The 21,872-nt window shown below is 58.6% G+C and carries 19 protein-coding genes, 1 other RNA gene and 1 riboswitch; of the genes, 9 read left to right on the forward strand and 11 right to left on the reverse strand.

From position 1 onward, the window contains the following. Positions 1–258: 258 nt before the first annotated feature. Together TRM7615_RS19050 and fnrL are read right to left on the reverse strand one after the other, a co-directional pair. A complete protein-coding gene (locus tag TRM7615_RS19050; RefSeq protein ID WP_108790669.1) occupies positions 259–513 on the reverse strand; it encodes a GlsB/YeaQ/YmgE family stress response membrane protein in 255 nt (84 codons plus the stop codon). A gap of 70 nt (positions 514–583) precedes the next feature. Next, positions 584–1,327, reverse strand: coding sequence for a transcriptional regulator FnrL (gene fnrL / locus TRM7615_RS19055; protein ID WP_108790671.1), 744 nt, complete (start codon positions 1,325–1,327; stop codon positions 584–586). Between the two features lie 61 nt (positions 1,328–1,388). Here fnrL and hemN point away from each other — a divergent pair, with 61 nt between their 5' ends. Both hemN and TRM7615_RS19065 read left to right on the forward strand, forming a co-directional pair. After that, a complete protein-coding gene (gene hemN, locus TRM7615_RS19060; RefSeq protein ID WP_108790673.1) occupies positions 1,389–2,744 on the forward strand; it encodes an oxygen-independent coproporphyrinogen III oxidase in 1,356 nt (451 codons plus the stop codon). A gap of 241 nt (positions 2,745–2,985) precedes the next feature. Further along, a complete protein-coding gene (locus TRM7615_RS19065) occupies positions 2,986–4,908 on the forward strand; it encodes an elongation factor G (protein ID WP_108790675.1) in 1,923 nt (640 codons plus the stop codon). A gap of 259 nt (positions 4,909–5,167) precedes the next feature. On the opposite strand, the gene TRM7615_RS19070 is transcribed toward TRM7615_RS19065, so the two are convergent. The 5 genes from TRM7615_RS19070 to TRM7615_RS19090 all read right to left on the reverse strand — a co-directional run bounded on the left by TRM7615_RS19070 (position 5,168) and on the right by TRM7615_RS19090 (position 11,612). Beyond that, the gene (locus TRM7615_RS19070; protein WP_108790677.1) at positions 5,168–6,745 is read right to left on the reverse strand and encodes an ABC transporter ATP-binding protein; all 1,578 of its coding nucleotides are present in this window, start codon (positions 6,743–6,745) and stop codon (positions 5,168–5,170) included. Next, positions 6,742–7,848, reverse strand: coding sequence for an ABC transporter permease (locus tag TRM7615_RS19075; RefSeq protein WP_108790679.1), 1,107 nt, complete (start codon positions 7,846–7,848; stop codon positions 6,742–6,744). The genes TRM7615_RS19070 and TRM7615_RS19075 overlap by 4 nt, the downstream gene beginning before the upstream one ends. A 3-nt stretch (positions 7,849–7,851) precedes the next feature. Then, positions 7,852–8,937, reverse strand: coding sequence for a microcin C ABC transporter permease YejB (locus tag TRM7615_RS19080; RefSeq protein ID WP_085794022.1), 1,086 nt, complete (start codon positions 8,935–8,937; stop codon positions 7,852–7,854). A 9-nt stretch (positions 8,938–8,946) separates the two neighbouring features. Further along, complete coding sequence (locus TRM7615_RS19085; RefSeq protein WP_108790681.1) at positions 8,947–10,884, reverse strand: extracellular solute-binding protein; 1,938 nt, start codon at positions 10,882–10,884, stop codon at positions 8,947–8,949. 221 nt (positions 10,885–11,105) lie between these two features. After that, complete coding sequence (locus TRM7615_RS19090; RefSeq protein ID WP_108790683.1) at positions 11,106–11,612, reverse strand: c-type cytochrome; 507 nt, start codon at positions 11,610–11,612, stop codon at positions 11,106–11,108. A 120-nt stretch (positions 11,613–11,732) separates the two neighbouring features. On the opposite strand from TRM7615_RS19090, the gene TRM7615_RS19095 reads away from it, so the two are divergent. Further along, the gene (locus tag TRM7615_RS19095; protein WP_108790685.1) at positions 11,733–12,566 is read left to right on the forward strand and encodes a prephenate dehydratase; all 834 of its coding nucleotides are present in this window, start codon (positions 11,733–11,735) and stop codon (positions 12,564–12,566) included. Here the strand turns inward: TRM7615_RS19095 and TRM7615_RS19100 are convergent. Beyond that, positions 12,560–13,426 (reverse strand): DMT family transporter, encoded by an 867-nt coding sequence (locus TRM7615_RS19100; protein WP_108790687.1) that lies wholly within the window; start codon positions 13,424–13,426, stop codon positions 12,560–12,562. The genes TRM7615_RS19095 and TRM7615_RS19100 overlap by 7 nt on opposite strands. A gap of 90 nt (positions 13,427–13,516) precedes the next feature. Between TRM7615_RS19100 and TRM7615_RS19105 the strand changes: the two genes are divergently transcribed. Next, positions 13,517–14,374: a LysR family transcriptional regulator gene (locus tag TRM7615_RS19105; RefSeq protein ID WP_108790689.1), complete on the forward strand. Its 858-nt coding sequence runs from the start codon at positions 13,517–13,519 to the stop codon at positions 14,372–14,374. Between the two features lie 2 nt (positions 14,375–14,376). Here the strand turns inward: TRM7615_RS19105 and TRM7615_RS19110 are convergent, their stop codons facing one another. Both TRM7615_RS19110 and nudC read right to left on the reverse strand, forming a co-directional pair. After that, positions 14,377–14,844, reverse strand: coding sequence for an SRPBCC family protein (locus tag TRM7615_RS19110; RefSeq protein WP_108790691.1), 468 nt, complete (start codon positions 14,842–14,844; stop codon positions 14,377–14,379). 35 nt (positions 14,845–14,879) lie between these two features. Beyond that, positions 14,880–15,863 (reverse strand): NAD(+) diphosphatase, encoded by a 984-nt coding sequence (nudC, locus tag TRM7615_RS19115; protein WP_108790693.1) that lies wholly within the window; start codon positions 15,861–15,863, stop codon positions 14,880–14,882. A 248-nt stretch (positions 15,864–16,111) separates the two neighbouring features. Here nudC and TRM7615_RS19120 point away from each other — a divergent pair, with 248 nt between their 5' ends. The 3 genes from TRM7615_RS19120 (at position 16,112) to rsgA (ending at position 19,339) form a co-directional block, all read left to right on the forward strand. Further along, positions 16,112–17,986: a bifunctional 2',3'-cyclic-nucleotide 2'-phosphodiesterase/3'-nucleotidase gene (locus tag TRM7615_RS19120; protein ID WP_108790695.1), complete on the forward strand. Its 1,875-nt coding sequence runs from the start codon at positions 16,112–16,114 to the stop codon at positions 17,984–17,986. Between the two features lie 42 nt (positions 17,987–18,028). Further along, an RNA gene (gene ffs, locus TRM7615_RS19125) (signal recognition particle sRNA small type) lies at positions 18,029–18,127 on the forward strand. Between the two features lie 180 nt (positions 18,128–18,307). Then, the gene (rsgA, locus tag TRM7615_RS19130) at positions 18,308–19,339 is read left to right on the forward strand and encodes a ribosome small subunit-dependent GTPase A (RefSeq protein WP_108790697.1); all 1,032 of its coding nucleotides are present in this window, start codon (positions 18,308–18,310) and stop codon (positions 19,337–19,339) included. A 37-nt stretch (positions 19,340–19,376) separates the two neighbouring features. Here rsgA and TRM7615_RS19135 read toward each other — a convergent pair whose 3' ends face one another. Then, on the reverse strand, positions 19,377–20,240 hold the full coding sequence (locus TRM7615_RS19135) for an alpha/beta hydrolase family protein (RefSeq protein WP_108790699.1): 864 nt from the start codon (positions 20,238–20,240) through the stop codon (positions 19,377–19,379). Positions 20,241–20,332: 92 nt separating this feature from the next. On the opposite strand from TRM7615_RS19135, the gene TRM7615_RS19140 reads away from it, so the two are divergent. Both TRM7615_RS19140 and TRM7615_RS19145 read left to right on the forward strand, forming a co-directional pair. Continuing rightward, the gene (locus TRM7615_RS19140) at positions 20,333–20,896 is read left to right on the forward strand and encodes a TetR/AcrR family transcriptional regulator (protein WP_108790701.1); all 564 of its coding nucleotides are present in this window, start codon (positions 20,333–20,335) and stop codon (positions 20,894–20,896) included. A gap of 18 nt (positions 20,897–20,914) precedes the next feature. After that, positions 20,915–21,124, forward strand: a riboswitch (cobalamin riboswitch). Between the two features lie 88 nt (positions 21,125–21,212). Continuing rightward, the gene (locus tag TRM7615_RS19145; RefSeq protein ID WP_108790703.1) at positions 21,213–21,611 is read left to right on the forward strand and encodes a hypothetical protein; all 399 of its coding nucleotides are present in this window, start codon (positions 21,213–21,215) and stop codon (positions 21,609–21,611) included. The last annotated feature ends 261 nt before the right edge of the window (positions 21,612–21,872 follow it).

Here is a 21,872-nt window from a genome sequence, read left to right on the forward strand (position 1 = left end):
GAGAACTCGTAAAACAGTGCCGCCTGCGCTTCCTGCTTGGGTCCCATCATCGCCAATCCTCCCAATCAATAAGAGAATTGAATCAGCAGATCATGCCTCGATCAAGTATCAGTTTTTCAACAAAATCGGCTCAACGCGGACACCCGAAAACAAACGTCGGATGTCCGTTCCCCGAACCAAGGGGTTTGTTCACCTGGATCTGATCTGTATCTTGTTTCCACTTTTCGGCACGAACTGGATCTCGCGCATCTATTGTCGTCAGGCCTTGCGGATCAATCCGATCAGGAACAGCAAGATGACCGCCCCGATGGTCGCGTGAAACACCGACGCTATGAAACCGCCGCCAACGGAAAATCCAAGCGCCGGGAAAATCAACCCGGCCGCAAAGGCGCCGACAATGCCGACGATGATGTTGCCAAAGATGCCGAATCCCCGGCCCTCCATCAGTTTGCCTGCAAACCACCCGGCCAAAGCCCCGATGATGAGCATCGCAAAGACGCTGCTGAATTCCATGACGTTACCCTTTCACTGTCTTGTTCATCCAAGACAAGCAGCCTTGCGTGTGTCAGGCAAGCCTTGAGAGTTAAATCAAGTAGCCGCCGTCACTGTCATCACCCGCCTCGTCCATCAGTCGGCGCATGTCGGGGATGGTCACATGGCGTTTGCCTTCGAGCTGAATCACCCCGTCCTTTTTCAGGGCCGAGATCTGACGGCTTACGGTTTCCAGCGTCAGGCCAAGGTAGTCGGCCATCGCCTCGCGCGTGAGTGGCAGGTCAAACGTCGTCGGGCCAGCATTCCCCTTGGCAGCAACCGACGCGTCGCGGCGTGCGATGATCGACAACAGGCTGGCGATCTTTTCCCGCGCGGTCTTGCGCCCCAAAACCAGCATCCATTCGCGCGCGGCGTCCAGCTCGTCCAACGTCATCTGCAACAGGCGGTGCGCGATGTGCGGCGTGCGCGCCATCAGCTCTTCGAACGGTTTCTTGCGGAAACAGCACATGACAACATCCGTCGTCGCCACCACATTGTAAGCCGCGCCATCGCGACCAGGGCGCCCTACAAAATCCGACGGCAACAACAGGCCAACCATCTGGGTTCGGCCATCTTCCATCGTCTGCGTCAGCGTCGCGATACCGGACACGACAGAGCCCACAAAGCTCATCATGTCGCCGGACCAGATGATGGTCTGCCCCGCCTCGAAGGTGCGGTAGTATTTGATCTCCTCCAGCTCCAGCAATTCGTCGTGGTCGCAATGCGCGCACACAGCGCGATGCCGGATCGGACAATCCCCGCAAGCGGAGGGAACATGTAGTGTTTGAGCGGTCATGATCTGCCCCAATTGATCTGGGTCAAGGTTATTCGTTGAAGGTTCATATTACAGTATCGGAATGATAGCGAAATCCCAATTGGCTCAGCTCGGACTATTTGACGCGAAAGTCCCCCGCTACACGAGCTACCCGACCGCGCCCCACTTCAGCAATGACGTGGGGTCTGATCTTTTTGGGCAATGGATGTCTGAAATTGCACCAAAAAGTGCGATTTCCCTGTACATTCACGTGCCATTCTGTCGCCGCCTGTGTTGGTTCTGTGCCTGCCGTACCCAGGGCACGCAATCAGACGATCCGGTGAAAGCGTATCTTGAAACACTGAAATCCGAGTTGCGCCTGATCGCAGACCGGCTGCCAAAGGGAATCACCCTGTCGCGGTTGCATTGGGGCGGCGGTACGCCGACCTTGCTGCAACCCGCGATGATGACGGAACTGGCGCAGGCGATCTTTGATGTGGCCCCTTTGGGCGACAACGCCGAGTTCTCGGTCGAGATCGACCCCAACGAGATCGACGCAGACCGTCTGGATGCCTTGGCCGCGGCGGGCATGAACCGCGCCTCGATCGGGGTGCAGGATTTCGACCCTGTCATCCAGAAAACCATCGGCCGCATCCAAGGATATGACATCACCCGCGAGGCGGTCGAGATGATCCGCGAGCGCGGCATTGCCAGCCTGAACGCCGACATCCTATTTGGCTTGCCGCATCAGACCAAGGCACGAATGACGGAAAGCGTGCAGAAGCTGCTTTCGCTCAATCCGGACCGGGTTGCTCTTTATGGGTATGCTCATGTGCCTTGGATGGCCAAGCGACAACAGCTGATCCCTTCGGACAAACTGCCCACCCCCGAAGAGAGACTGGACTTGTTTGAGACCGCCCGCCGCCTTTTCAAGTGGGACAATTACGCCGAAATCGGGATCGACCATTTCGCCACTCAGGACGACGGGCTGACCCACGCCCTCAAGGCCGGGCGGCTTAAGCGAAACTTTCAAGGCTACACCGACGATCAGGCCGATGTGCTGATCGGCGTTGGTGCCTCATCGATCTCTAAGTTTCCGGGTGGCTATGCCCAGAACGCACCCGCCACCTCGGCTCACACAGCCGCCATTCGCGACGGTCGATTCTCGTCCTCGCGCGGCCATCGGTTCAAAGGGCAGGACATGCTGCGCAGCCGCCTGATCGAGGCTTTGATGTGCGATTTCCGGATCGACCGAGCCGAAATCCTGCGCGATCACGACATCTCCCCAAGCGACCTGAATGCGCTCTTTGACCAGGTCAATCGCGCCTTTGAAGGGGTCTTGCGGGTGTCGAACGAGGGACTGTTCATCCCCCCCGAGGCGCGCCCGCTGACGCGGATGATCGCGCGCGGGTTTGATGAATACGACCTCAGCAAAGCCGGGCACAGCTCGGCCATCTGATCCGGAGGGGAGAGCCGGATCAGAGCGGCGGGCGCCCTGAGGCCCGCCGCATCCCTTCCAAAAGACTTGACGGAACAGCCTGCGATTTCCGACACTCATAGGGTGAAAGGCCGCCGACCATAAGATCCGCGCGTCACGAGGCAGGCAGGTTACAAGACCTCTGAACGAACACCTTGCAGTTCGTCTGACCCATTCGTGCAGCTTCGAAACCCGTGCTGTGCACCAGTCAGAGGGACATTAAATGCGCGTCTTTTCAGTTCTAGGCCCAACCCAATCAGGCAAATCCACGCTCGTCGAGGCGATCAGCCGCCTAGACGGGCGATCCACCAAATTCAGCGTGTCCGATGTGGTTCACCTCCACAGTTTTTCCTACCTTGATGAGCCATGGTGTGCCGTTGACGTGAACGGCGGCGGCGATGCGCTTGCCTATGTCGGCCCCGCCATGGCGATCAGTGACGCCGCCGTGATCGTCGTGCCGCCCGACCCTGACGCCGCCGTTCTGGCCGCACCCTATCTGCGCCTGGTCGAAGAGGCTGGCATTCCGAGTTTTCTATTCATTAACAAAATGGACAACCCCAATGGCCGCATCCGCGACATCGTCGCAGCTCTGCAGGCCTATTGCACGCACCACATCACCCTGCGCCAGATCCCCATCCGCGAGAATGAACAAATCGTGGGCGCGATCGACCTGATATCAGAACGGGCCTGGAAGTATCAGGAGGGGCAACCCTCAGCCCTGATCGAATTGCCGTCTTCGGCCGAGGACCGCGAGCAGGAGGCCCGGACCGAACTCTTGGAAACTCTGTCGGATTTTGACGACAACCTGCTGGAGCAACTGATCGAAGACAAGCAGCCCCCCAGCGAAGAGGTCTTTGATCTGGCGGCCAAGGTGCTCCAGAACCACCAACTCATCCCCGCCTACCTTGGCGCTGCAAGCCACGCCAATGGGCTGACGCGGATGATGAAGGCCCTGCGTCACGAAGCTCCCGAGTTCGACATCGCCCGGGACAGGGATGAAGCAGGCGAAAAGGCACGCGCCATCGCAGGCTTTGCTGACGTGAAGAAGCATATCGGCAAGATCACGGTCCTGCGCGGGTTGGGGGACGGCATCACGGCCCATGAAAGCCTGGGCAGCGATACCGTTGGCTCTTTGGTTGCCTTGGACACCAAGACCCAGATCGACCGGATCAACGCGGGCGAGATCGGGTTGGCAGTGAAATCTGATCACCTGAGCCCTGGCGCCATCTACGATGGTACTGGTTCTTCTCCTCTGCCCGAATGGGCGACCAGCCACGCCCCCAGCCATCGACAAAAGGTCACCCCGACGCATGAGCGGGACGACGTTCGACTGTCGAACGCACTTTCGCGTCTGAACGAAATCGACCCTGGATTGCACCAAAGACAAGATGAGCTGAGTGGTCACGCTATTTTGGGCACACAAGGCCCTCAACATATGCGGCGATTGTCCGAGAAACTGGCCGAAGACTTTGGCATCGAGGTCACGGCAGAGCCAGTGGAAACTGCCTATCGCGAGACGATCTCGAAATCCGTCGATCACCGCCACCGCCATCGCAAGCAATCCGGCGGAGCCGGGCAGTTTGCAGATGTGGTGCTGACGATTGCTCCCTTACCCCGCGGATCGGGGTTTCAGTTCGACGATACCGTCAAGGGGGGCGCTGTTCCCAAGAACTACATCCCCTCGGTCGAAGCCGGAGCTTTGGACGCGTTGACCGAAGGCCCCCAAGGGCACCCGGTGGTCGACGTCAAGGTCACCCTGACCGACGGCAAACACCACAACGTCGACAGCTCGGACTATGCGTTCAAGATGGCTGGCAAGGTCGCCGTGCGCGAGGCGATTGGCATGGCAAAACCTGTGGTGCTGCAACCGATCCTGCACGCCGAGATTCACCTGCCAACGTCTTTTGTCGGGGACATGGTTCCGACGATCAGCAGCTTGCAAGGCCAGGTTCTGGGATTCGAGGCCAACCCAAACGCCACCGGATGGGAGATTTTCAACGCGCTGTTGCCTGCCGTCGCCGAGGATGAACTGCACCGCACTATCGCCAGCTCAACACGTGGCACCGGTTGGGTGAACTTGAGCTTTGACCATTATGAGGAAATGCGCGGCCAAAGCACCAAAGCCAAGATGGCGCCCGCCAAATAGAACCCGGAGCGCTCCCGCCCGTCGTTGGTGTCCCTTGCGGGACACCGCCTCCCGTTGGGCCGGGCTTCGCTTCGCTCGGCGGTTGGTGTTCAACACTGGCGGTGTCCGCGAAACACACACGGCAGAAAAAGCTGACGTTCGACGACAACGCGAACCACAGGCGGACCCGCGCCGGGCAGCGCCCGGCGCTACGCCCAAGGCCGCTAGCGGAGCTGACGCAGTCAGGTCTGCTCGGGCGCGGGAGCCCACCCCCTTTTGCCTACCCAGCTGCTGCGATCAGTTCGCGGGTGTAGTCCGCCTTTGGCGCTTCGAACAGCGCCTCTGATGGGCCCATTTCGACCACATCGCCCTGTTTCATCACCATCACTTGGTGCGACATCGCACGCACCACTCTCAGGTCATGCGAGATGAACAGATAGGCCAGCCCATATTTCTGCTGCAGGTTCCGCAGCAGCTCGACAATCTGCACCTGAACCGTCATGTCCAAAGCACTTGTCGGCTCGTCCAGAACCAGCAGTTTGGGCCGCAGCACCATCGCTCGCGCAATCGCGATCCGCTGGCGCTGCCCGCCCGAGAACTCATGCGGGTAACGGTCCATTGCCGCCAGATCCAACCCTGTCTCTTCCATCACCTCGGCTACCAGGTCGCGGGGCGCGCGGTGTGGATCGACGTTGTGCACCGCAAGCCCCTCGGCGATGATCTGGGCGCAGGTCATACGCGGACTGAGCGAGCCGAACGGGTCCTGGAATACGATCTGCATATCCTTGCGCAGCCGACGCAGCTCTCGCGTGGACCACTTGCGCACGTCCTGATCGCGGTAAGTGATGCCACCATCGGACGAAATCAGCCGCATCAGGGCCAGAGCCAGCGTGGTTTTGCCCGAGCCGGATTCGCCGACAATGCCGAGTGTCTCGCCCGCCCGGACACTGATCGTGGCGTCATTGACCGCCTTCACGTGGCCAACCGTCCGCTTCATAAACCCGCGCTGGATCGGGAACCAGACGCGCAAACCGTCGGTATGGGCAATCACCTCGGCATCAGATGCGATGGGTTCAGGAACGCCTGACGGCTCAGCCGCCAGCAGTTTTTGCGTGTAAGGATGCTGGGGATTGTCAAAAATCTCAGCTGTCGGACCGGTTTCAACGATCTCGCCGTCCTTCATCACGCACACCCGGTCCGCAATCCGCCGCACGATGCCCAGATCATGGGTGATAAAGAGCATCCCCATGTTCTCGGCTTTCTGCAATTCAGCCAGTAGTTCCAGTATCTGCGCCTGAATGGTCACGTCCAGCGCCGTCGTCGGCTCATCCGCGATCAGAACATCGGGCTTGTTGGCCAGAGCCATAGCGATCATCACCCGCTGGCGCTGCCCCCCCGACAGCTGATGGGGATAGCTGTCCAACCGATCCTGCGGGTCACGGATGCCCACCTTGGTCAGCAGGTCGACAATGCGCTGTTTGGCTGCTTCACCCACCACGCCCTGGTGCAGAGCCAGCGACTCCGCCATCTGCTTGGAGATGGTGTGCAGCGGGTTGAGCGAGGTCATCGGCTCTTGGAAAATAAAGCTGATGTCGTTGCCGCGCACCTTCTGCAGGCGCTGTTCATCGGCGCCGATCATCTCTTGCCCGTCATAGGTCACGGACCCTTCGACCTCGGCGCTGCCAGCAAGAAGAGAGACGGTCGACAAGGCCGTCACCGACTTGCCGGAACCGGATTCACCCACAAGGGCCACGGTTTCTCCGCGATCGACAGCAAAGGACACGCCCTTGACCGCTTGGGTCAGCTGTCCGTCTTGGCGGAACGACACGCGCAGATCGTTGACTTCCATCAAGCTCATGAGAAGGTCTTTCTTGGATCAAACGCATCGCGCACGCCTTCGAAAATGAAGACCAGAAGCGAAAGCATGATGGCAAAGGTGAAGAACGCGGTGAAAGCAAGCCACGGCGCATTCAGGTTGTTTTTGGCTTGCAAGGTCATCTCGCCAAGCGAAGGGGCTGACGAAGGCAAGCCAAATCCCAAGAAATCGAGTGAGGCCAATCCACCGATGGTGCCGGTCACAATGAACGGCATGAAGGTCAGCGTTGCCACCATGGCATTGGGCAACATGTGACGGCGCATGATGGTGATGTTGCCCACCCCGAGCGCCTTGGCGGCGCGCACATATTCCAGATTCCGCGCACGCAAGAATTCGGCGCGCACCACGCCCACAAGCCCGGTCCAGCCAAATAGGATCATCAAGGCAACCAACAGCCAGAAACTGCGACCTAGAATGGCAAACATGATGATGATGACATAGAGCGACGGCGTGGCTGACCAGATCTCGATCACACGTTGGAAGATCAAGTCAGTCCAGCCGCCGAAGTAGCCCTGCACCGCGCCTGCAACGACGCCCAGAATGCTGGCCACGCCTGTTACAAGCAGTGTGAACAGGATCGACAGGCGGAAGCCGTAGATCACCCGCGCCAGCACGTCACGCTTGGCGCTGTCGGTGCCCAACAGGTTCTGGCCATTGGGCGGCAGCGGTGCTGCGCCTGGGCGGTCGACTGTGGTGTTGAACGAATAGGGGATCGGCGGCCAGACGGCCCAACCTTTTTCGAACCCCTCGGCTTGAAACGTGCCCGCGCTGATCTGTTCCAGCATCTCTTCGGGCTCATCAAAGCACTCTTCCAACCCGCCGCTTGCGATCAGGCATTTGACCTCGGGATCGCCATAGATCGCTTCGGTTTGAAAATCGCCGCCAAAGGCGGTTTCGGGGTAAAAGTTGAAAACGGGTGTGAAGTATTCGCCCCGGTAATTCACCAGGATCGGCTTGTCGTTTGCGATGAACTCGGCGAACAGCGACAGGGTGAACAGCACCGAGAAGATGATCAGCGACCAATAGGCCCGGCCGTTCTTGCGGAAATTGCGCCAGCGGCGTTGGTTGAGGGGGGAAAGTGCCATGAATTACCCCTCGCGACTTTCAAAGTCGATGCGTGGATCGACCAGGACATACATCAGGTCCGACAGGATGCCGACCACAAGGCTCATGAGGCCAAAGATGAAGAGCGTGCCGAAGATCACCGGATAGTCCCGCGCCACCGCGGCCTCAAACCCCAGTCGTCCCAAACCGTCGAGCGAAAAGATCGTCTCAATGATAATCGAGCCTGAGAAGAAGACGCCGATGAACACTGCCGGAAACCCCGCGATCACGATCAACATGGCGTTGCGGAAGACGTGGCCATACAGAACCTTGCTTTCGCTCAGCCCCTTGGCGCGGGCGGTCATGACATAGTGTTTTTTGATCTCATCCAGGAACGAGTTCTTGGTGAGCAGTGTCAGCGTGGCAAAGGCCGAGATGGTCGAGGCGATGACCGGTAGTGCGATGTGCCAGAAATAGTCGCCGATCTTGCCCAACAGGCTCAGCTCGTCAAAGTTGTCGCTGGTCAGCCCCCTTAGCGGAAAGATCTGCCAGTACGAGCCACCGGCAAAGAGCACCAGCAACAGGATTGCGAACAGAAAGCCGGGGATCGCATAAGCCACGATGATCGCGCCGCTTGTCCATGTATCGAATGTGGACCCATCGCGCACGGCCTTGCGAATACCAAGCGGGATCGACACCAAGTAGGCGATCAGGGTGGACCATAGGCCAAGTGAGATCGACACCGGCATCTTTTCCAAAACCAGATCGATAACGCTGATGGAACGGAAGTAGCTTTCACCGAAGTCGAGCGTCATGTAATTGCCCAGCATGGTCAAGAACCGTTCGAGCGGTGGCTTGTCAAAGCCGAACTCTTTCTCAAGCTCGGCGATGAATTCGGGCGGCAGGCCGCGTGCGCCGACGTATTCTTCGTTCGGGGCGCCGGATTGTGTCTGAACGTCATCACCCCCGCCAGCGAAGCCTTCGAACACATCGCCGCCGCCTTGCAGTTCGGCAATGATCTGTTCGACCGGGCCCCCGGGGACAAATTGCACCAGTGTGAAGTTGACGATCATGATGCCCAAAAGGGTCGGGATCACCAGCAACAGGCGTCTTAGGATATAGGCTCCCATGGGTCTGGCTTACCTCAACGCGCCATCAGATTTCAGCTTGGCGGCCTTTTCGGCGTCGTACCACCAGAAGTCCAGCACGCCGACCGCATATTCCGGCAGGTTCTCGGGATGATCATACTGGTCCCAATAGGCGACCCAGCTTTTGTCGTTATACCAGACCGGCACCATAATCCGCTCGTATCGCAGCGCACGATCCAGGGCTTGCAGTGCGGCGGCTTCTTCTTCTTTGGTCGTGGTCACCAGAGAGCGCTCGATGATCGCATCCACCAGCGGGCTGGCCAGACCGGCTGGGTTGAACAGGCTGAATTCGGCCTCGCCCGAACCATACATCTGCATCAGCCCAGTGCCCGCCGACAAAAACGCGCGGTAGTTGTCAAAGACGATGTCATAGTCCCGGTCGCGGTTGCGCAGGGTATATTGCGCCGAGTCGACCTTGTCGGGGCGCGCATCGACCCCCATCGCGACCAGGTTCTTGGCAAAACCATCAATCACAGCGGTCAGGGTTGGCGACGACGATGACGGATAAGGAATTTCAAGCACCAGCTTTTCGCCTGCCGCATTGCGGCGCATGCCATCATCGCCAACGGCCCAACCGGCCTCGTCCAGAAGTTTCATCGCAGTCCGCAGGTTTCGGCGGTCGTTCAGGCGTTTGGCGCGGGACTCATGTGCGCGAACAGACGGTTCGGTCAGCATGTCAGCAGGCACCAGATCACCGAGCGATTTGAGTAGCTCCAACTCTGCCCCTTCAGGCGCGCCTTGGGCCATATGCGGAGCGTTCTCGACAAAGGAATGACGTTGCTTGAACAGGCCGTACTGCAGCGATTCATTGGTCCATTCAAAGTTGAATGCCAGCGACAGCGCCTCGCGCACGCGCTTGTCCTGCAAAGCCGGGCGGCCAAGGTTGAACACGAACCCTGTTGGCGTCGGCGGCGTAAAGTCCGGCAGTTCTTCGCGTTTTACCCACCCTTTGGTGACAGCTGGAAAATCGTACTCGGTCGCCCACCGTTTCGAATTCCCCTCGGCACGGAAAGTGTATTCGCCTGCCTTGAACGCCTCGAACCCGGCGGTGTCATCGGCAAAATACTCAACGCGGATGGTGTCAAAGTTAAAGCGGCCTTTGTTGATCGGCAGATCCTTACCCCAATAATCGGGGTTGCGCTTGTATACGATGCGACGGTTTACGTTATAGCTGTCGAGCTGATACGGCCCTGAGCCGGGTGCTGCATCCAGACGCGGCTCATCCAGGCGCGCGCCGGATTCTTCGTACCATGCCTTCGGAAACACGGGCACGCCACCGGCCTGATCAATCAAAGAACGGCGAGAGATGCCCGTGGCAAAGGTGAATTTCACCGTGTGGTCATCCAATGCTTCGGCCGACAGGATGCGTTTCTTGACCGCTTGCGCGTAAGACGGCAGCCCCTGTTCCAGGAACAGGTTGTGACTGAACACCACGTCATGCGCAGTCACCGGCGAGCCATCGGCAAACCGCGCTTCGGGACGCATGTAGAAGATGACCCAGGTTTTGCCCTCGTCATATTCCAACCTCTCGGCCAGCAGGCCATAGCTTTCGCCAATCTGATCCGCTGGCAGGCTGCCCCCGGTGGCCGGCATCTCACCCAACAGACTTTCGTAGACCATCCAGGAGTATCGCCCCGCCCGACCTTTGCGGCTGTAGGGGTTCATCGAATCGAAGGTTCCGGGCGCGGAAACCGCGATCTCGCCCCCCTTTGGCGCGTCGGGATTCACATAGTCGAAATGCTCGAAATCAGCCGGATAGGTCAAATCACCAAAAAACGAATAGCCGTGGCTTTCAATGATCTTTTCATCTTCGGCCCTTGCCAAGCCGGTTGCAGCAAGCACCAAGCCGATGGACAATCCGATCGCCCCCAGCACCTTTGGCCGAATATCCATCTGGCGGGTTCGGGTCGCGACGCGGGGCGATGTCATCAGGCTCTACCTCCGTATGGGTCTGTTTGTCTCTGACGAAACATAGACCAATTTTTGTTGTTGCCAGCTAAAGGTCCAGCGGGGCGAGATTCAAGTTTAGAATGCGTGAACGCATTGTGAAGACAGGTTCATGTGGCAGGAAATTGCAGATTTCGCCTTCTGAAACGAAAAAACCGCCACCCAAGGGGCAGCGGCTTTCAAATTCTCAAGATGCGTGGCGCTTAGTTGTCCAGGCTATCCAAGTAAGCGATCAGGTTGACCCGATCCTTTTGCTTTTTCAGGCCCGAGAAGCTCATCGAGGTGCCCGAAACATCGGCGCTCGGCTTCAGCAGGAAGGCGTCCAGCGCCTCGGGGGTCCAATCGCCACCTTTGGCTTGCATCGGGCCGGAGTAGCCAAAACCGGCTTCGGATGCTACTGCACGGCCAACAACGCCATAGAGGCTTGGGCCGGTGCTGTTTGCGCCAGCTTCCAGCTTGTGGCAGGCCGAGCATTTCTTGAATACTTTGGCGCCCTTGCTCACGTCGGCGGCCATCATCAACTCGTCAAAGCTGACTTCTTCGCCCGTGCTGATCTCTTCGGCAGGCTGCTCGGTCTCGATCACATACGAGGCTTCACCGTGGCCGCCTACGTTATAGATCATCATAGCGGCCCATTTGCCAAGAAGAAGCACCAGGAAGGCGCCAAGCAGGCCGGCTGCGGCCTTGGTAACTGTCATCGTGTCGAACATTGATCGCGAGTCCATTTCAGCTGTCTGGGCGGGTGTCTAAGGCTTCCCCTTGCAAGAGGCAAGGTATAGACACCGCGACTAAACGCCCAATTCAAGAACTTGTTGCACGGAAACCGACAAATGACCAACCGCATTGCCTTTCAGGGAGAGCCCGGCGCTTACAGCCACGAGGCTTGCCGCGACGCCCGCCCCGATATGGAGGCGCTGCCGTGTCGCACGTTCGAAGACGTGATCGACGCCGTTCGGACAGGCGAGGCCGACCTGGCCATGTTGCCCGTCGAGAACACCACCTATGGTCGGGTGGCCGACATTCACCGTCTGCTGCCGCACAGCGGATTGCACATCATTGATGAAGCATTTGTACGCGTTCACATCAATTTGCTGGCAGTTCCGGGTGCAAATCTTTCCGACGTGACCGAGGCACATTCGCATCTGGTGCTGTTGCCGCAGTGCGAAAAGTTTCTGCGGGAAAACAACATCCGTGGCCGGGTCAGCCCCGACAATGCCCGCGCTGCGCGCGAGGTGGCCGAAGCAGGCGACATCCATTCCGCCGCTTTGGCCAGCGAACTGGCAGGCGAGATCTATGGGTTGGATGTTTTGGCACGCCATGTCGAAGATCATGGAGACAACACCACCCGGTTCCTGGTCATGTCGCCCGAAGCCGACGAATCACGTCGTGGCGATCAAGGCATGATCACCAGCTTTGTCTTTCAGGTCCGCAACATCCCGGCGGCGCTGTACAAGGCGATGGGTGGATTTGCGACCAATGGTGTCAACATGATCAAGCTGGAAAGCTATATGGTTGGCGGTCGCTTTACCGCGACCCAGTTCTACGCCGACATCGAGGGACACCCAGACGATGCCAATGTCCGTCTTGCCATGGACGAGTTGGGATATTTCACCACCAACGTCGAAGTTCTGGGCGTCTATCCGGCTGCACGCAAACGTCACTGATCCCCCGATGCCTGGATCAGCAATACGCCCCCTACTATGATCAACCCCGCGCCGAGCAACACGCCCGGCCCGGGAACCTCGGAAAATGCGACCACCCCCAGCAGGGCGGCAAAGACCAGCCATGTATAGTCCACCGGTCCCAGAACCGAGACGGGGGCCAGCCTGTACCCTCGGATGACACAATATTGGGCCGAGATCGCCAAGGGCCCAAGCGCACAGCACGATACAAACTGCCCCAAGCTCATTGAGGTCCACGATAAAATCGCGGGGATCGCCATCAACCAGACGCCAAAAAAATTGACGTAAAGCAGGACCGTGAGCGGCGCCTCACTTTGGGACAACCTGCGGATCAACAAAGCTTCAAGCGCCAGTAGGATGGCCCCGGCCAGCGCAATTGCCGATGGCCACATCGTGCTGCCGCCCTGAAATGCGCCCCGTGCTTGAACAACCAAACCCGCCCCAAGCGTCGAAACAGCGACCGCAGCCCAATGACCAAGCGAAACGTGTTCCTTCAAAACCAACGCGCCAAGAACAACCACAATCACCACGTTCAGCAACCCGATGGCGGTGGCGTCCATGATCGGCATCATTGCGGACGACTGAATGACCGCGACCCCGGCCGAGCACCCCAGCACTGCGCGAAACAAATGGTTAGCTGGTTGACGGCTTTGAAACCGACGCAGGGATCCTCCCGAGCGCGCAAGCATCACAACCGTTGCAAACCCGCCCAGGTATCTCAACCAAACGATCTGAAACGACGAAATTGCCCCGCCAGAAAACTTGGCCGACGCATAGACCAGTGTGAAAAGCACCGTGCCTGCCAGAACCCAACCCACCGCTACAGCCGTATTGGTAACCATCCCTGAAACTCCTTGAAATTTTCAGAAACGATGCCTCCAATCGTGCGATAAAAACAAAGCAATGAAATTCACACCAATTGAGATTTTTTGATGCAAACCCAGATCTCACTGAACGCTGTGCGCGTTTTTGCGATCACCGTGCGGCACATGAGTGTAACGAATGCGGCAGCCGAGCTGAACGTGTCACCTGGTGCGGTCAGCCATCAGATCAAAGCGTTGGAAGGTGCGCTTGGAGTGCAACTCTTCTTGCGCAGCAACAACGCCCTGTCCCTGACGCCTGATGGCGCGCGCTTTGCCAATGGAATTCAACCGGGCTTGGATTTACTGGACCAATCCATTCACTCTGCGACGCGCGGCGCCAACGAATTGAACCTGAATGTGTCCTTGACGCTGGCCATGCGATGGCTGGTGCCGCGTCTTGAGCGGTTCAAGGCACGTCATCCAAGGGCGCGCATTCGCATCGAAACGCATTCTGGCGAAGTGCCGCCTGATAGCGCATCTGCTGATATCACCATTTGCTATTGCAGAGGGGTGCCTGATGAAAAAGCCGATGTCTTGATGTTGGATTGCAGTCAACCGCTGGTGTCGCCGACCCTATTGGACCGCTTGGGTTCTGACCTCTCAAGCATCCCCGCGCTGCAATGCGCCAAGGACAATTGGGATTGGCACGAATGGCAAGCAGCGGCGGGCTTGGCGGATCAGCAGTTGAGCTTTGATGCACGATTCGATCTCGACGATGCAGCCGTCCGAGCCGCAGTTGCCGGGATGGGAATGGTTCTGTCCCCCCTGTTCATGGTGCAGGACGACATAAACTCAGGTCGTTTGGTTCCCTTGCCCGGGGTTCCCGCAGTGCCGTTGGGGCACTATGGCATCCAACTTGGTCCGCGCGACACGGGACTGCGCAATCAGTTTTGCGATTGGCTGGGCCGAGAAGCCGGCAAAGCGTAAGATCACGCCAAACGGGACTGTCGCCGCTCGATCTCTTTCGCCATATCTGCAAGTCGCAGTTTGAACTTTTTGTTCAGGCTGTTACGGGCAAGCTTCAGCGACTGCAAAAACAATCGGGCGGCCAAAGTGTTGGCCGAGAGTTTTATGTCGATGCTCAATCTGGTCCGGCGTGGGGACAGGGCCAACAGCTCGATAACGCAGTCGCCGTTGATGCCCTTGCTGCGGGAATCGAACCGCATAAGCGATGGTTCCACAAACTCTGCCAAGGTAATGTGCATATCGCGAGGTTTGCCACGCAAAGAGAACGTGGTGTCCCATGCCAGTCCTGGCGCAATTGGATTCACGCTCCCAACACGTCGAACCTCGATCCCCCGGCGAATTGCCGAACGTTCGAAGCTCTCGAATTCCGAAACCGAAGCAAAGACGTTCCCGATCGGCGCTTCGATATCTTCCTTACCCGAAAACTGCATGTCGCCCCATTGATCCTCTTTGGTAAGTTGTCGTCTTAATCCAGCGTATCTGCAAGCCAGTTTTCCAAAAGGAAATGCGCAATAGCCCCTTCGCGAGCCGGTAGAATCTCGGGGTGCTCCCCCGCGAACGCCCGCATCATGTCCTGGCGTGTAACCCAAATTGCATCTTCAATCTCGATCGGATCGATCTCGATCTCATGTGAAAGTGCCTCTCCGGCACAGCCAAACATCAGAGACGACGGGAACGGCCAAGGTTGGCTGGACAGGTAGTCGACCTGCCCAACTTTCACGCCAGCCTCTTCCATGACTTCGCGTCGCACGGCGGCTTCCAGTGTTTCGCCAGGCTCCACAAAACCTGCTAGGAGCGAATACATCCCTTCGGGCCATCCCGGCGAGCGCCCCATCAGCACCGAATCCCCGTGGGTAATCAACATGATCACGACCGGATCGGTGCGCGGAAAATGCTGCGCGCCGCAAGCGTCGCAAGAGCGCTGCCACCCGGCTTGCACAATCTCGCTCGGAGCACCGCAGCGGGCGCAAAACTGATGAGTTTCATGCCAACCGATCACTGCCTTGGCTGTGGCCGCCAGCTCGGCATCGCGCGGCGACAATCGGGTCATGATCCGGCGCAACTCGGCAAAAACGTGCCCTGGCGGGCAGTCTGGATGCTGCTGCTCGGTGCGATCCACAAATGCGCCAACCGAGCTGATGTCCTGCCCCACCGGCTCCCAGCCCGAGATATCAAGCGCAAAGCTGGGGGCCCCATCATCTTCGAACCCCAAAAAGATTATTTCCTCAGCAGCAGTCTGATACCCGGCCTTCAAAATCGGATGCGCCATCGTCACCCACGAAAGCTTGTCCAGCCGGTCACCGTGGACCATCACCTTTCCCCGCCACAGAAGTATGCAGGCCGCCTGTGGGTGTTGCCTCGCTTCGGTCAGCGCGACAGCGTCATTTCGGATATGTGCGGCCCGATTCAATCCCGACCCGCCAAATGTAACCTGCTCTGCCCGCTTCACGTTGCGCCTCCCGTTCCCTTGACCAGAACTTCTTAAACCCTTGAGCGTCTACCACAACCCGCTTGACGGAATATGACCTGAGCACCCACAATTGACGCAACTTAGGGTCACATCTGACACAAATTGAAAGCTACTAAGTCCTTGTAAAGGATTTACATTTCTGAGCTCTGATAGAAACAACAACTTTAACGCGAAAAAACTCAACATTGGACGAAATGACACCAAGACAAAGCTCTTCGCCTATTGGGATGGATGTCTGCCCAGCCGGTCAAACGGCAAAGTTGCGTCTTCTGGCGACCAGTGACCTGCACATGAATCTGTCCAGTTTTGACTATTACGCGGACCGACCTGACCCGTCGGTTGGAATGACCCGCATTGCAAGCCTGATCCGCGCCGCGCGCCGGAGTGCAGAAGGGGCACTCGTAGTGCTTGTCGACAACGGCGACAGCATGCAAGGCACGCCAATCGGTGATCTCGCCGCCCAAGATACGTCACAACGACATCCCCTGATGGCGGCATTCGAAGCGCTGCATTATGATGCAATCGGCTTGGGAAACCACGACTTCAATTTCGGCCTGGACACCCTGCGGCGAATTTTGGACGACGCCCAATGCCCGGTGGTATGTTCTAACGTGAGCGCCATTGATGGCACCCAGTTGAACTGGCGGCCCAATATCATCCTTGAACGCACGATCAAGGCAAACGGTCGGGACTGGCCGATCCGTATTGGCGTTTTATCCGTGTTGCCGCCCCAGACTTTGGCTTGGGACACACATCACCTGCGCGATCGTGTTCGCATTTCGGACATTGTGTCGACCGCAAGTGAGACAGCGCAGGGCCTAAGGCGGCAGGGCTGCGATCTGGTCATTGCGCTGGCCCACACCGGTCTGGCGACGGGCCCTTATTTACCGAATGCCGAAAACGCTGCCATAGCACTTGCCGAGGTGGCCGATGTTGATGCCTTGATCACGGGGCACACGCACCTGCACCTTCCTGGCGCCGCACACAACGGACTGGCCAATGTCGACGCGAATGCGGGAACGATCCATGGTAAACCGGCGATCATGCCGGGTTCGGCGGGCTCTCACCTGGGCCAGATTGATCTGAATGTGACATCTGATGGCCAAGGCGGTTGGACGGTTACGTCGCAGCACAGTAAACTGCTGTCAATTTCCCGGCCAGCATCCCCAAGCACACTGAAATCGCTCGTGGATGAAGACCCCGAACTGCAGCAGTTGTTTCGCCCGCATCATCTGCAGACCCGTCAGGGCATGCAAGAGCCGGTTGGGGCAACCGAACACCCCTTGCACAGTTTCTTCTCGTTCTTTGCTCCGGATCGCGGATTAGCTTTGGTTGCCGCCGCGCAAGCCGCAGCCTTGCGAGAGTATCAGCCTTCGACAGCAGCCCGGGAATTGCCGGTGCTGTCAGCGGCTGCGCCGTCCAAATTCGGCGGACGGGCCGGGCCGCTCAGATACACCGATGTGCCTGCTGGCGTTGTGTCGATGCGGCATGTCGCAGATCTTCATGTGTTCCCAAATGAACTCAGCGCCGTGATCGCGACCGGCAAGCAAATTCGGGAATGGCTGGAGATGTCAGCAAGCGTTTTCAACCAAATTTCCCCCGGCACCTCACACATTCCCCTGCGGAACGGCGAGCATCCCGGTCACAACTTTGATGTCCTTCACGGGTTGACGTACCAGGTTGATCTGACGCCCCCCGCCCGGTTCGATCTGCTCGGAACGCTTCTGAATCCGGATCATCGCCGCATTCGAAACCTGCGCCACCATGACCGCCCGGTTGAAGACGAACAAAAGTTCGCTGTGGCTTTGACGAACTACCGCGCAAATGGGGGCGGCAACTTTGCAGCGCTCAACGATGTCGAACCGATTCCGGTGCCGTCCCATCGAATTCAGCAGTTGGTCCGCGACTATGTGACGAACAAGTTGCCGCCAGAACGGCAATTCGCAGGGTCCTGCTGGCGGTTGGCAAGTGTCCCGAACACCCGAGTTCTTGAGCTCACCGGCCCTGCCGCACGACGCCATTTGCATGAACTCCCCTCAGGGCTGGCCAAAGACCTTGGGTTAAACGACGAGGGCTTCTTGCAACTTTCCATCGCCCTGTGACCGGTGGCTTGTCATTTCTTACGCCAGCCCCTATATCGGCGGTGAGAGGTTGGCGCGGGCGAGCGCCTCGCCAACCTGGTCAGGTCCGGAAGGAAGCAGCCACAACGAGCCCCGCTTGGGTCGATGTCCAACCTCTCACTTGATCCACCCCGGATCGCATTAATGACCACTCAGCCCAAGGAGGGACTTTATGATTGTAGTTGCATCCCCTCGGGCAGAGACCGTCTGAACCAAACTTTTCCCGTTTCTGTCTGACCCACTGACGCAGTCGCGCGCTTGGCCGCCACTGCGCTATGTTTGCATTCTGCAACAGGTAGACCAATGTCTTACACCTATTCGGACCTGGGATGGTCCAACCACTTTGCGGCGCAAGAAGCCGCACCCGAAGCTGACCGCATCTTTCGTATCACCGCCGTTCACCGCGACCGGCTGACGGGTTTTTCACCGCGCGGCGAGCGGGTTCTGCTCCCTCGCGCCGGTCAATCCACCGGCAGTTTTGCCGTTGGCGACTGGGTAGATGCGAACCAGGATGGGTTGATCGACCGAACACTGGAACGCAACACCCTGCTGTCGCGGCGCGCGGCAGGCAGCGGCGCACAATCGCAATTGATCGCAGCCAATGTCGACGTGCTGTTCATCACCAGCTCGTGCAACGCGGATTTCAATGTCGCACGGCTAGAGCGTTATCTGGCACTCGCCCATCAGGCCGGATGCTACCCGGTTGTTGTCTTGACGAAGGCAGACACCTGTGGTGATCCGCAGGGCTTTGTCCGGCAGGCCGAAACGTTGGAGCCATTCCTGACGGTTCTGGCGGTGAATGCCCATGATGAAAACGATCTGCGGCAGGTGCTGGCCTGGTGTCCTCGTGGCCAAACTGGCGCTTTGGTCGGATCCTCGGGCGTGGGCAAAACAACCCTAACCAACGGGCTGAGCCGATCAACCGACGCCACAGCAGCCATTCGCGAGGACGATGCCAAAGGACGGCACACGACCACAGCCCGTGCGCTGCGCCCCATGACAAATGGCGGCTGGCTGATTGACACGCCGGGCATGCGCGCCTTGCGTATGCTCGACAACACCGATGGCATTGACGAGGTCTTTGCCGACCTTGTTGAGCTCTCTCATGATTGTCAGTTTTCGGACTGCAGTCATGGGTCCGAGCCCGGTTGCGCCATTCAAGCCGCCATTCAGGCGGGGGTCCTGGATTCGGATCGTTTGCGTCGATGGCAAAAGCTGCTGCGTGAGGATCGGATGAACTCGGAAACCGTGGCCGAGGCCCGAGCACGCGACAAAGCTTTTGGTAAGATGGTTCGTTCCGTCATGAAGGACAAGAAAGGCCGCAAAGGGCTTTGATCGGTGTGGGCGCTTTTCGTGAGGAAAGCGCCCGAGATCAGGCGGATGGCACAAGATCCGGCCACAATGCGCGGCTGCGGCGGGCAAAGGCCCCTAAGTGCCCCACTTCTTTCAGCCCATAGTCTGACGGCGTTAGCGTGCGTTTCTCGACCCCTTCGCCGTAGAGTTCGGACAGCTTCCAAACGCATTTTGGTGGAATGGTGTCGTCATCACTGAGCGCAATCATGGTCACCGGCGCGCCGCTGCGGCCCCAATCGGGCGCGGGGATGGTCAGCCCGGACTCGGGCAGGTAACTGCGAGGTGAGGTGCACCACTTGCGCCATTGCCAATAGACCTGCGGCGGGAGATCAGCTCCGAATCCTGTGATCTTGCCCGGCAAATACCCAAGTGCTTTGACCAGCAGGGGAACATTGCCAAACCAGAACAGGCGCGCCAACCCCTGATAGGGCCAATCGTGATCCGTATGATGCACCAGGCCTGAGCAGACGCCGATCATGCGATCCACATCTTCGATCCCATCCTGTGACGGCATCAGCATGCCCCCGACCGAATGTCCGATGACCCACAGTGGTACACCGGGGAGTCTGCGCTTCATTTCGATCCGTGCAGCGGGCATATCGATCAACGCCCAATCCGACATCGTAACCTGCGAATCCTGCAACCGTCCCTTAAGAGAGGTGCCAAAATCGCGGTAATCGTAGGTCAAGCAAGCCATGCCGCGCTCTTCGACCAGCCACCTCGCGAAATGACGGTAGTAGTCGCGCGGCACACCGGTTGCGCCGTTCAAAACCACGGCCGCCGTTGGTGTACCGACCGGTCGATACAGGACCGCCGACAATTCGGCAGGGCCTGCTGGAAAGTGAAACTCTTCGACCTCAACAACAGTTTGACTGTCCAACATTGCGCATCCTCCGACGTGGTGACGATCCTAGACCGATCAGTCTAATCACATGACTGGACCATTTGGTCTAGAGCTGTCAAGATCCCCCACACATGACCCAACGTCCGCTTCCGACCAAAGACCGCCTGATCCGGGCCGCTGCCGATCTCTTCCGGCGCAGCGGCTATCATGGCGTAGGTCTGTCGGAACTGCTAACCGCGGCGGACGCGCCCAAAGGCTCGCTTTATCATCATTTTCCGAACGGAAAATCCGACCTGGCCGTGGCGGCAGCAACCTGGGCCTCGGACGAAATGCTACGATTGATTGCGGCCTCGTTCGAACCAGCCGAGGATTTCGAGGCGGGCACGCGAACCCTATGCCACAAGGCGGCAAAAATGTTCGACAACTCAGGCCAGTGGGATGGATGCCCGATCTCGGCGACGCTGTTTGAAGGCCCGGACAACACGGACTTTCGCAAACACGCGCATCACCTATACGAAGGCTGGATCACCGAAGTTACGCATCACGCGGCCCGGCTGGGAGAGCCCAACCCGCGCAACACTGCGGACACGCTGTTCATCCTGCTGCAGGGCGGATGGCAACTGGCCAGGGCCCGCCAAAGCTCGGACGAGTTGCGCAAGTTGCCTGATCGGTTGCTTGCGGTCAAAACCGATTGACGTGCCCCCCGACAAACAGCTAGCCATTCCTGTGATGGTTCCCGAGTCGCAAATGTGCGGTCGGGATGAAAAGGGAACACGGTGCGGCCCAATCCGGGGCCAAATCCGCGACTGCCCCCGCAACTGTAAGCGGAGAGCAAAGCCGAAACACCACTGACCGAAAGGTCGGGAAGGTCGGCCAAGCGATGACCCGCAAGTCAGGAGACCTGCCATCAGAACTGAAACTCGAACTCGGGCGGGGTGTCCGGGCCGAATTGTTGGCACTCCGCCACCAATGTCCGGTCAAATGCTCCGTTCCCTGCGCGGAGGGCGCACCATGATCTGGAAGACCAACTCTCATCTGTTCACGGCAACAGTATGCCAGCACACGGGTAGAACCTGCCCGGCGGTTCAACGCATGGCGGAAAAACTGTCGCAAGCCATGATGGCGTCCAAACCGATAACCTCGGGTGATTTCGAGATCGAAGGCTCCAGCGTACTCAAACACTGCCCGATGGAATGCCCGGCAAAGTTCACCGCCAGCCACGACCGCATCCGCATCTTCTGTGGCGTGACACCCGAAGCCGAGACAGAGGGTTTGAACCGTTTTGCAGACGCCTTGTTTGATCCGAATCCAAATCCGCTGGCTTTGACGCAATTTGAGCGTCCCTGCGCGATTGCTGAAGCGGTACCCGTGACGGTACGTCAGCCCTCAGAGCATCACGCGGCCATCTGACCAAAAGCGAAAGTCCCGGAAACGCTTCCGCCCGTCGTCAGTGTTTCTGGCGAAACACATCCTCCCGTTGGGTTGGGCCTCGCTTCGCTCGGCGGGTGGCACTTGTGGCGGACCAACTGCCCAAAAAGACCTCGCGCCGAGCCAGAGGCGAGGCGCCCGGCCCAAAGCCGTTGGCGAGGCTGACGCAGTCAGGATCGCTCGGGTGCGGGAGCGCTATGAGATTAGTCTGAAACTTGATCTCTTTCGGATCAGGTTCAGCAA

The sequence above is a fragment of the Falsiruegeria mediterranea M17 genome, assembly GCF_900302455.1.
Classification (GTDB): domain Bacteria; phylum Pseudomonadota; class Alphaproteobacteria; order Rhodobacterales; family Rhodobacteraceae; genus Falsiruegeria; species Falsiruegeria mediterranea.